This is a genomic window from Mycolicibacterium phocaicum, assembly GCF_010731115.1.
Classification (GTDB): Bacteria; Actinomycetota; Actinomycetes; order Mycobacteriales; family Mycobacteriaceae; genus Mycobacterium; species Mycobacterium phocaicum.
Genome location: NZ_AP022616.1, coordinates 5,489,031 through 5,500,290 on the forward strand (window position 1 = coordinate 5,489,031; position 11,260 = coordinate 5,500,290).

The 11,260-nt window shown below is 61.0% G+C and carries 9 protein-coding genes and 1 pseudogene; 9 read left to right on the plus strand and 1 reads right to left on the minus strand.

All coding sequences use genetic code 11. From position 1 onward, the window contains the following. The first annotated feature begins 80 nt into the window (after nt 1-80). From G6N46_RS26435 to G6N46_RS26475, 8 genes and pseudogenes are all read left to right on the plus strand, one after another. Nucleotides 81-2,804 (plus strand): type I restriction endonuclease subunit R, encoded by a 2,724-nt coding sequence (locus tag G6N46_RS26435; protein ID WP_174814094.1) that lies wholly within the window; start codon nt 81-83, stop codon nt 2,802-2,804. Continuing rightward, nucleotides 2,801-4,024 (plus strand): restriction endonuclease subunit S, encoded by a 1,224-nt coding sequence (locus tag G6N46_RS26445; RefSeq protein ID WP_133427782.1) that lies wholly within the window; start codon nt 2,801-2,803, stop codon nt 4,022-4,024. The genes G6N46_RS26435 and G6N46_RS26445 overlap by 4 nt, the downstream gene beginning before the upstream one ends. Before the next feature lie 16 nt (nt 4,025-4,040). Continuing rightward, nucleotides 4,041-4,940 (plus strand): GIY-YIG nuclease family protein, encoded by a 900-nt coding sequence (locus G6N46_RS26450; protein ID WP_133427783.1) that lies wholly within the window; start codon nt 4,041-4,043, stop codon nt 4,938-4,940. An 890-nt stretch (nt 4,941-5,830) separates the two neighbouring features. After that, nucleotides 5,831-5,920, plus strand: a pseudogene (locus G6N46_RS29150) (hypothetical protein); the annotation flags it as partial. 20 nt (nt 5,921-5,940) lie between these two features. Further along, the gene (locus G6N46_RS26460; RefSeq protein WP_234880727.1) at nt 5,941-6,339 is read left to right on the plus strand and encodes a PIN domain-containing protein; all 399 of its coding nucleotides are present in this window, start codon (nt 5,941-5,943) and stop codon (nt 6,337-6,339) included. Nucleotides 6,340-6,353: 14 nt separating this feature from the next. Next, nucleotides 6,354-7,841, plus strand: coding sequence for a class I SAM-dependent DNA methyltransferase (locus tag G6N46_RS26465; protein ID WP_133427786.1), 1,488 nt, complete (start codon nt 6,354-6,356; stop codon nt 7,839-7,841). Between the two features lie 452 nt (nt 7,842-8,293). Beyond that, on the plus strand, nt 8,294-8,560 hold the full coding sequence (locus G6N46_RS26470; RefSeq protein ID WP_061007099.1) for a UBP-type zinc finger domain-containing protein: 267 nt from the start codon (nt 8,294-8,296) through the stop codon (nt 8,558-8,560). A gap of 107 nt (nt 8,561-8,667) precedes the next feature. Further along, nucleotides 8,668-9,306 carry an HD domain-containing protein gene (locus G6N46_RS26475; protein ID WP_138250114.1) on the plus strand — a complete coding sequence of 213 codons (639 nt, stop codon included), beginning with the start codon at nt 8,668-8,670 and terminating at the stop codon, nt 9,304-9,306. Nucleotides 9,307-9,382: 76 nt separating this feature from the next. On the opposite strand, the gene G6N46_RS26480 is transcribed toward G6N46_RS26475, so the two are convergent. Further along, nucleotides 9,383-9,928, minus strand: coding sequence for a YceI family protein (locus tag G6N46_RS26480; protein WP_138250113.1), 546 nt, complete (start codon nt 9,926-9,928; stop codon nt 9,383-9,385). Between the two features lie 128 nt (nt 9,929-10,056). Here G6N46_RS26480 and G6N46_RS26485 point away from each other — a divergent pair, with 128 nt between their 5' ends. Then, complete coding sequence (locus G6N46_RS26485) at nt 10,057-11,202, plus strand: GTP-binding protein (protein ID WP_138250112.1); 1,146 nt, start codon at nt 10,057-10,059, stop codon at nt 11,200-11,202. Nucleotides 11,203-11,260: the final 58 nt, after the last annotated feature.

Below are 11,260 nucleotides of genomic sequence, written 5' to 3' on the forward strand. Positions count from 1 at the left end.
GGCACCACTTTGTGCTCCGTTGTGGGTATGACTCGTTTGATACTGGCTTTCCATACGATCGAAGTCGATAAGCTGTGCTAATGAGCGACGTGGGGGACGATTCTCGGCTGCCGGCCGAGGCGCGTGCGCGACGGCTGATCGATGAGCAGCTCACCCAGGCGGGCTGGGTAGTCCAATATAAGAAGGACTTGAACCTCTTCGTGGGTTCGGGCATTGCTGTTCGCGAAGTGGTGATGAAGCCAAGCCACGGACGGGTCGATTATTTGCTTTACGTCGATAAGGCAGTGGTCGGCGTCATTGAGGCGAAACCAGTCGGTACGCCGTTGTCTGGGGTCGAGTGGCAGTCAGCAATGTATGCCGAGGGTCTGCCAGCCGATGTGCGGATCGCCGCGAAGACGCGTGAAGGACGCTTGCCATTCGTGTTCGAGGCTTCGGGCGTCGAAACTCATTTCACGAACGGTTTCGATCCGGAACCACGCGCGCGGCTGATCTTCAATGTGCCTAGGCCCGAGGCGTTGGCCCGCATTCTGCGTGACGCCGAAGCGGACCCACGGCGACCGACATGGCGGGCTAAGGTGCAGAACCTGCCTCCGCTCGATACTGCTCCGCTTCGCCCGGCCCAGATCGAGGCTATCAATGGCGTCGAAAAGAGTTTGGCTGCACAGCAGTTCGATCGTTCGCTGATCCAGATGGCCACTGGCGCCGGCAAGACATACACCGCGGTGACGCAGTCGTACCGCTTGCTCAAACACGGTGGTTTCAATCGGATTCTGTTCGTGGTCGACCGAAACAACCTGGCCGAACAGACACTTGCTGAATTCCAGAACTATCGCACGCCTGACGACGGTCGGCGTTTCACGGAGCTGTACAACGTCGCCAAGCTGTCCAAGGCGGGATTGTTGGGGTCGACGAAGGTCTCGATTTCGACGATTCAGCGGGTTTTCAAGGCCATCAAGGTTGGCGAAGTCAGCGACACCGACGACCCGGACATCGACGATTACATCCCGGACGTGCCGGTGACTGTTTCGTACAGCTGTGAAATCCCACCGGAAACATTCGATCTCATCGTTGTCGATGAAGCTCATCGGAGCATCTACGGGGTTTGGCGGGGTGTCCTCGAGTATTTCGACGCCCACGTGGTCGGGCTGACGGCCACTCCCGGTAAACAGACGTTCGCGTTCTTCCGGCAGAACCTGGTGGCGGACTACACCTATCCCGAATCCGTAGCTGACGGCGTCAACGTCGACTTCGACGTGTACCGGATCCGCACGAAGATCAGCGATGCGGGATCGCGGATTGAGGCAGGCACCATCGTGCCGAAGGTTGACCGGCGTACTCGTGAACAGCGGCTTGAGGCGCTCGACGATGATCTGGATTACGGTGCAGCACAGCTCGATCGGGCAGTGACCGCGACCGATCAGATCCGGACGGTGCTCGAAATATTCCGGGACCGGCTCTTCACCGAGATTTTCCCGGGACGTAGCACGGTGCCGAAAACGCTGATTTTCGCCAAGGATGACAACCATGCGGAGGAGATCGTCAAGCAAGTACGTGAAGTGTTCGGTAAGGGCAACGATTTCGCTGCGAAGATCACCTACAACGCGCGAAATGCCAAGGAGCAGTTACAAGCCCTGCGGACCAGCCCGAACCTGCGCATCGCCGTCACTGTCGACATGATCGCCACCGGTACCGACGTTAAACCACTGGAATGTGTGTTCTTTATGCGCGACGTGCGCTCAGCACAGTACTTCGAGCAGATGAAAGGTCGTGGCGCACGTACTATTGCGGATGCTGACTTCCAATCTGTCACGCCGGATGCGCAGACGAAGACGCGGTTTGTGATCGTAGATGCCGTCGGCGTCACCGAGCACGATTTCGTGGAGCCGCCGCTGAACCGGCAGCGGTCGGTGCCGCTCAAGAAGCTGCTGGAGAAAGCGGCCAATCTAACGATCACCGAGGATGAAGCAGCCACGCTTGCTTCGCGTTTAGCAAAACTGGAGCTCGACCTCACCGATGCGGAGCGGGTCGAACTCGATGAGGTCGCGTCCGGTCGGGTTCGTGACATCATCCGGAACCTCGTTGATGCGGTCGAACCAGCGACCACAACGCGAGAAGCCATTGATCGTGCGATTGAACCGCTGGCCTCGAACCCTGAGCTGCGCAACCGTATTTTGGAGCTCCGGGCTGCGCATGATCGAGTGATCGACGAGGTCAGTCGCGACGAACTGATCGAAGCTGGGGGTGTGGTCGACACGGACAAGGCTCGCTCGGTGGTGGAGTCGTGGTCCGCTTATCTGGCTGAACATCGCGACGAGATCACCGCACTGCAAGTGGGTTATGAGGCGGGCGAACGGCGTATCGACTTCGCGGTCATCGAGGGGCTGGCGGCGAGAATCTCACGGCCACCGCACAATTGGACAACCGACGTGATCTGGAACGCCTATGCCGCGGTGGACGGGGTGAAGGTGCGCAAGAGCGCCACCCACACGCTCACAGATCTGGTGTCGTTGATCCGCTACGCCACTGGTGTTGATGACGAGCTGGTGCCCTACGGTGAGCGGGTGCGTGAACGATATGCCGCCTGGCTGACGCAACAGGATCAGTCGGGTGCAGTTTTCACCGAGATCGAGCGGTGGTGGCTGGACCGGATGGTGTCGGTGATCGCGAGTTCCGCGGGTATCCGGGTCGAAGACCTGGACGACGCACCGTTCACTGAGCGTGGCGGAACTGACGGGGCGATAAGGGATTTGGGTGAGCGAGCAGCGGAGTTGATCGACGAATTGAACGCGGAGTTGACGGCGTGAGTTGGCCGTGGCAGTTACCTGACGGTTGGCGGTGGACTGAATGGGAGGCAGTTGCGCGCGTCGCCAGTAACCTCGTAGAGCCGGAGGATTACCGTGCGATGCCGCATATTGCGCCAAACCATATAGAGGCACATACAGGTCGCCTTCTGCCGTACCGGACAGTCGGTGACGACGAGGTCGTCAGTGCTAAGCATCGTTTTAGACCTGGGCAGATCCTGTACAGCAAGATTCGTCCGTATTTGGGCAAGGTCGTCCTTGTCGATTTCGATGGGCTTTGCAGTGCCGACATGTATCCGGTCGACACAGAACTTGAGCCGCGGTACCTGAAATGGTGGATGCTCACCCCCGAGTTCACCCGTCGTGCGTCTGGACAGCAGGCCCGTACCGTTCTGCCCAAGATAAACAAACGGGCGCTGGGACGATTGCCTGTGCCGGTCGCACAGCCCGGCGATCAGGAACGCATCGTAGAGATTCTCGATGATCACCTATCGCGCCTCGACGCCGCGGCGGATTACCTTCGCGCAGCAGAACGCCGGCTGGACACGTTTGTGACTGCCACTCTCATGAACCTGATCCCTGATGTTGACGACTACCCAGCGAAGTGGGAGAGAAGCTGCGTCGGCGATGCCGGTGTCGTAGAACTGGGGCGTCAGCGTCACCCTGATTGGCATTCAGGACCGAATATGAAGCCCTATTTGCGTGTGGCAAATGTATTCGAGGACAGGATCGATACTCGCGATGTGATGGAGATGCATTGGCCTGCCGAGACATTCGATCGGTTCAAACTACATGTGGGTGATGTTCTCCTTAACGAAGGGCAGACACCCGAACTGCTCGGACGCCCGGCGTTATATCGGGGTGAGCCGGCGGAGGTTGCTTTCACGAACAGCCTTCTCCGTTTCGTTGCATCTGATCGAGTCCTACCTGAGTTCGCACTCCTCGTTTTCAGACGCCACATGCGAGCTGGTAGGTTCAAGCGGGAGTCACGGATTACGACGAACATTGCGCATTTGTCCGCCTCTCGGCTCAAACCTATTGAATTCCCGATTCCCGATCTCGCCGAACAAGCGGCTATCGTCGCGTCCGCCCAGCGGTCCTTTGAGGCGGTCGAGCGTCAGCGCGCGCAGCTTGCTATCGCTAAGTTGCGTCGGGAGCAGCTACGGAAGTCAATGTTGTCCGCAGCTTTCTCCGGCCACCTCACGGGTTCTCGACTGAGTTGAAAGAACTCGAAACTGTATGAGCGGCAAGCAGATCAAGCTCTTTCTTGTCGACGGTAGTGCCGGTGGACTCACCACCGCTGAGATCACCAATTGGACTGGGCATGTGCTGTCGGCGCCACGGTCAGAACTGGCCGATCTCCTCAAACGCGAAGAGTCTCAACGCACCGGCGCCTACCTGTTGATGGGCGAAGACGAAGCTGTTGTTGGAAACACTCGTTGCTACATCGGTGAGGCCGACGTCGTCGCTGAGCGCTTGCGGTATCACCAACGGGAGAAAGACTTTTGGGATCGCGTCGTCGTGATCACGTCGAAGGACGCGAATCTGACGAAGGCCCATGGTCGCTATCTTGAGTCACGCCTCATCGATCTGGCGACAAGAGCTGGGCGCGTCAAGGTTGAGAACGGTACGGCTCCGTCGCCGCCGGCGTTGCCCGAAGCGGATGCCTCCGACATGGACTACTTCGTTTCGCAACTTGAGATCGTGCTGCCGGTTCTTGGCGTCAACGCCATCCGCATCCCGCTCCCGAAGCCCGGAATCCGAGACGCCGTGGACTCGGATTCGCCTGTATTTCACCTGCGCAACGCCAAGCAAGGCGTCGACGCTAAGGCCCAGCAGATCGACGGCGAGTTCACCATGCTCGCCGGGTCAATTGTCGTGGCGGTCTGGCAGGGCATCGGCAAGGCTCAGAGCACGATTAAATCGTATGCGTCGTACCGTGCGCACCATGAGCAGTTGATCGCCGACGGGGCGATCGTCATCGAAGCTGGGAAGGGCGTGGTCACCCGGAGCATCCCGTTCAGCTCACCTTCCACGGCGGGCGCTGTTGCATGGGGGCACTCCTGCAATGGGCGCCGAGAGTGGATCGCCTCGGACGGTTCAACCTTTGGCGACTGGGAGAGTCGCGGCGTCGAGTAGTGGCGCGAGCAGCTCGTCGGTGGGCACTGCAATTATTCTGTGAGCGAGAGCGGCTTCGCGCGGCACAATGGTCCGGAGGCGACTGACCGACCTCATGGAATCGCAGATGGGAGGCGATGGTCATGATCAAGCAGATCGAACTGCGCCTCGTCGGCGGCTCTGCGCCCAGCGGCGAGATCACACTGAAAGACCTGAGCGCCATATCGGCTGCGCTGCAGGAGTTGGTCACCAGACTCAGCCGTGATGCAGCAGATGCGGCTGGCCCTGGGCGATCTAAGCAGTACGTGGAGGAGTTCGCCGAACTGCGGTTGGGCGCCATTCAGCAGGGGAGCACGGTGCTCCAGTTCAGCAAGGGACCGACCGACAAGCTCGACGTCGAGGTTCCCGGGCTGGCCGATGCCGACGACAGGTTCTGGGAGGTACTGACGGCGATCAGCACCGACCATCGGCCGGACTGGGTCAGTGAATTGATCGCCGAGTCGGCAGGCAAGCTGACTCTCGCGATGAGGGCTGCCGCAGACACCGTCGTCGTAGCCTCGCCGTCCCGCGGGGACATTCGTATCGAGGCCTCAAACGCCCATCCCGAGACTTGGGCAACGACCCGACAGACTGCTGGTGGCGCCGGCACTGCGGCTGGGCGGCTCGAGAAGGTGGACCTGCATTCCCACAAGTTCCGACTCCGCGACGACGTCGGCAACACAGTCGAATTGCGCCGCGTCGCCGATGACGCAGCTGCTGCGCGGCTCGTCGGACAATGGGTTTATGCCGAGGGCCTGGCAATGCTCAGTCCGTCTGGACGGGTAGTGGTCTTGGATGACGCACGGGTACACGAAACAGTCGATCCGGTCGCCGAGTTTCGGCGGCGCGACGTCGTTTCTCCGGACGAAATTCTTGCGAGTGCTCCCGGGCCGGATCCGAACGGCGGTGTTGACCCCACAGACGAGGAATGGGCCGCTTTCCTTCAGGCAATTCGCTCATGAGCCGGCCGGGAGCGACGGTCGTGGATACCGATGTGTTTAGTCGTGTCTACGTCAATCCAGTAGCTGCCGATTCGCGCGCGCAGGAATGGCGTGACGTCTTGGCGGGGCGGCCCACGGTCATTTCCTTTCAGACTCAAGGCGAGGTCCTCAGCGGTGCCCGCCAAGCGAATTGGGGCGCTGCCCGGATGGTGCGTCTGCTCGAAGTGCTTCAACGCACGCCGACGATCTATGCAGATGTCGACGTAGTCGGGGCGTATGCCGCGCTCTCAGCAGATTGCCGCGCCGAGGGTCATCCGCTCCACGACAAGATTCACACTGCTGATCGCTGGATCGCAGCTTGCGCCATCGCCAAGCACTTCGAGCTGTTATCTGGAGACGCAATTTTTCAGGGTGCTCCAAACCTCAATGTTCTCAACTGATTTCGAAGGAACGCATGTCTGAATCGCGTCGCCTCGTCGACAAGCTGTGGTCGTACTGCAATGTGCTGCGCGACGACGGCGTTGGTGTCATCGAGTACACCGAGCAGCTCACGTACCTGCTGTTCCTGAAAATGGCGCACGAGCGGGCGACGCGGAGACTAAACCCGCAGAAGATCGTTCCCAACGAGTTCTCCTGGCAGAAGCTCCTTGATGCCGAGGGAACCGATCTCGAAGTCGAGTACACCAAGATTCTCGTCGGGCTCGGTCAGCAGCCAGGAACATTGGGCACCATCTACCGCAAGGCCCAGAACCGGATTCAGGATCCAGCCAAGCTCAAGCGACTGATTGTTGACCTCATCGACAAAGAGAACTGGTCCGCATCGGGTACGGACCTCAAAGGCGACGCATATGAGGAGTTGCTTGCCAAGGGTGCCTCAGACAAGGGTTCTGGCGCCGGACAGTACTTCACGCCACGTGATCTCATCCGCGCTATCGTCGACGTCATCGATCCTTCAGTGGCAGACACCGTCGTCGATCCTGCATGCGGCACAGGCGGATTCCTCCTTGTCGCGCACGAACACGTAGCCGAAGCGGCGGGTAAGCTCACGCCGACGCAGCGGGCTCATCTTCGCGATAGCTTAGTCGCCGGCTACGAACTCGTTGATGGTACTGCCCGGTTGGCTGCGATGAATCTGCTGTTGCACGGTATCGGCGCTGCGGATGGCGCGTCGCTGATTGAGGTGCGTGACGCATTGATTGCTGACCCCGGCCGTCGGTGGTCGGTCGTGCTGTCCAACCCTCCGTTCGGGCGCAAGTCATCGCTGTCGATGATTGGCGCGGACGGACGCGAGGTCCGCGACGATATCGAAATCGAGCGTCAAGACTTCGTCGTCACTACGAGCAACAAGCAGCTCAACTTCCTGCAACACATCATGACAATCCTGGATATCAATGGCCGCGCGGCGGTTGTGCTGCCCGATAATGTGTTGTTCGAAGGTGGTGCAGGAGAGACACTGCGCCGGAAACTTCTGGCTGACTTCGAACTACACACCATGCTGCGGCTGCCGACAGGCATTTTCTACGCACAGGGTGTGAAGGCCAACGTGCTGTTCTTCGACAAGAAGCCGGCGTCGGAGCACCCGTGGACCAGTAGGCTCTGGGTGTACGACTTGCGTACCAACCAGCACTTCACGCTCAAGCAAAACCCGTTGCGGCGCATCCACCTTGATGACTTCGTCGAGTCATATCTGTCGGGCAAACCCCGTGACGAACGGGTCGAATCCACTCGCTGGCACGCGTACTCATATGACGATCTCCTCGCCCGCGACAAGGTCAACCTCGATATCACTTGGTTGCGCGACGAGTCACTTGAGGACGCGAACAACCTTCCGGCACCTGAGGTGATTGCCAGGGAAATCGTCGAAGACTTGACGGCGGCGCTCGCAGAGTTCGAGGCAGTAGTCGCGGCCCTCGAAGCTTCGGCCGGCGGCGAGGATCTGTAAGCACGGTGCGTGTGCTTGTTCCTTCTCGATGAGTTGTCAGGCACGCAGCTGCTAGATCGTGATCAGTGGTATTTGCGTCGCTTGTAGAGGGATTGTCGGGCGCGGTATTGGTGTTGTCGGCGTTATCGTGACCAGGCCAGCAGGGTGGTGACGGTGTTGCTGGAAGGGAAGGCCGCTGCCCAAAGACAAGGAAGTCTGCCAACCCGACCGGAATGGGGTGGCGGAGAGGCTCGTAGTAAAGCTGGCGACGACCCTGATCCAGGCAAACGGAACGGCGCGTGCAGTCCACGCGGAGATGGCGTGAAGCTCAACCAAGGTATTCGCGCGCAGTCGCTGCAGCCCTGGCAGCGTCCTGAGCGTGTCTCGGCGAAGCGGATGGACTTTCGCGCGCTACGGTGGATTGATCGCGGGTGCGCTACCGTAAGCGTCGACAGTCGGAGGAGGGCACGGCCGTGGCATCCATCTTCGGCGACTCGCACTTGAAGAACGTCCGCCTGGTCACCCCGCAGACCACCAAGGGCTGCCAGGATTGCATTGCGGCCGGCACCCGCTGGGTGCACCTGCGGTTGTGTCTGACGTGCGGGCATGTCGGCTGTTGCGATTCGTCGCCGATGAAACATGCGAGTGCGCACGCGCAGACGCCGGGGCACGAGATCGTGCAGTCCTTCGAGCCGGGTGAGAACTGGCGGTGGTGCTACGTGCACGAGAAGTACGTCTGATCATGTCCTGATCTGTGGGATGCGTGGCATTGTGCGCCCTGTGAGTCTGGCCGATCCGCGGACAAAATGGATTGTATCCAATTTAGTCCGATGGAAGGTTGACGATCATGCCCGAAGTCATTGCAGGAGTGACAATTCCGGATACTGAGCTGGTCCGGGAGGCCACCTCGATCGTCCGGAAGGCGACCGACGACACCTTGTTCAACCACTCCCGCCGGGTGTTCCTGTGGGGATCGTTGAAGGCCGCTGCACGGGGCCTCGATGTCGACCCGGAACTTGCCTACGTGGGCGGCATGTTCCACGACCTGGGCCTCACGACGGAGTACGGCACCAAGCACCAGCGGTTCGAGATCGACGGTGCCGACATGGCTCGAAAACTGTTGCTGGACTTCGGTCGTAGCGAGCAGGAAGCGACGAACGTGTGGTTGGCAATCGCGCTGCACACCACGCCGGAGGTCCCGCATCACCTGGCGCCCGAGGTCGCGGTGGTGATCATGGGCGTCGAAACCGACGTCATCGGTCTGGGGCTCGACGAGATCAGCGACCGGCAGCGCGCCGAGGTGGTTGCCGCCCATCCGCGTCCCGATTTCAAGAACCGCATCCTGCGGGCGTTCAACGCCGGCATGGCCGACCGTCCGCTCACCACGTTCGGGACGATGAACGACGACGTGCTGGCGCACTTCGACCCGTCGTTCGAACGGATCAACATGGTTGACCTCATCCAGGGCAACGCCTGGCCGGAATGAACGCAGATGATGGCGATGGACAACGCCGGGCCGGGCGACAGGCAGGGGAAAACCCGGCCCGGCGTTGTCTCTTCGATCAGGCCTGCTTGACGGCCTCGATGTCGAGGGTGATGGTCACCTTGTCGCCGACGACGGCGCCACCGGTCTCCATCGGCAGGTCGAGGTCGACGCCGAAGTCCTTGCGGTTGATGACAACTGACGCTTCGTAGCCGGAGACCTCGCCGTTGCCCATGCCGGGGCTCACGCCGTTGAATTCCAGGTTCAGGGTGACCGGGCGGGTGTTGCCCTTGATGGTCAGGTTGCCGTCGAGAAGGTACGACGACCCGTTGGGCCGCACGGCGGTCGAGACGAATGTCGCGATGGGGTGGTTCTCGGCGTCGAAGAAGTCTGCCGACTTCACGTGGCCGTCGCGCTGTTCGTTGCCGGTGTTGAGCGATGTCACGTCGATCTCGGCGGTGACCGACGGCGTGCCGTCCGCGTCGACGGTGATGGTGCCACTGAAGTTCTCGAACTTCCCGCGGACCTTGCTGACCATCAGGTGGCGTACCGAGAACTCGACTGTCGAGTGGGCGGTGTCGATCGCCCAGGTGCCGACGCTGAGGGGAGCGGTTGCGGTGGTCATGTGCCTGTCCTTTGTCTCGTGTGTGAGCACCGGCTCGTCCGGACTCTGCACTGCCCAACCGGACCGCAGTCCGGATTATTCCGACCGTCGACTCGCATTCCTTAATGAAAATGATTATCGTTAAGGTCATGTCCTCGACCTCAGCTGACCTCATCCCGGTGACCGTGCTTTCGGGCTTCCTGGGAGCAGGCAAGACGACGCTGCTCAACCACATCCTCGCCAACCGGGAGGGGCGCCGGGTGGCGGTGATCGTCAATGACATGAGCGAGGTGAACATCGACGCGGCGCTCATCGCGGGGCAGGGGCATCTCGACCGGACCGAAGAGAAGCTCGTCGAGCTCACCAATGGATGCATCTGCTGCACCCTGCGTGAAGACCTCATCACCGCGGTCGCGGATCTGGCCCGACAGAACCGATTCGACCAGATCATGATCGAATCGACGGGCATCTCCGAGCCGATGCCGGTGGCGGCGACCTTCAGTTGGGAGTTCGAGGACGGTTTCGTCCTGTCCGAGCTGGCCCGACTCGACACCATGGTCACCGTCATCGACGCGTGCACCTTCCTGCCGGAGTTGGCGCGCGGGGAGGCGCTCGCCGACCGGAACCTGGCGGTGGCCGACGGCGACGGCCGCAACATCGCCGATCTGCTGGTCGATCAGATCGAGTTCGCCGACGTCATCCTCGTCAACAAGACCGACCTGGTGAGCGCCAAGACGATCGCGACCGTCGAGGCCGTCGTACGGCGCCTCAACCCCACCGCGCGGATCGAGCACACCGAGCACGGGATCGTCCCGCTGACAACCGTTTTGGACACCGGTTTGTTCGATCCGGAACTGGCCGCGGAAGCGCCCGGGTGGGATGAGGAGATCGCCAATGGGCACACCCCCGAAACCGAGGAATACGGCATCAGCAGCATGACGTTCCGCGCTGCCCGCCCGTTCCATCCGCAACGTCTCGCCGACGCCCTCGACCAGGTGCGAGGCCTGTTGCGCAGCAAGGGTTTCTGCTGGATCGCGACCCGGCCGAACATCGCCGCCATCTGGTCGCAGGCCGGCCCCAACCTCACGATCGAGCCCGCGCAGTACTGGACGAGCACCGACATCGAGCCGGGTCAGGAGATCGTCTTCATCGGTATCCGCCTCGAAACAAGTTCGGTACGAGCGCTTCTCGACTCCGCGCTCCTCACCGACGACGAAATGGCGGCCGGCACGAGTGCTTGGCTGCGCTACGCGGATCCCCTGCCGGCGTGGACCGCGGCGCACAGCCACGTCTGAGCGTGTCGCGGCGGCGCTGCGGTGTGCTCACCGGCGCGTCAACTGGTGCAAGCCCACC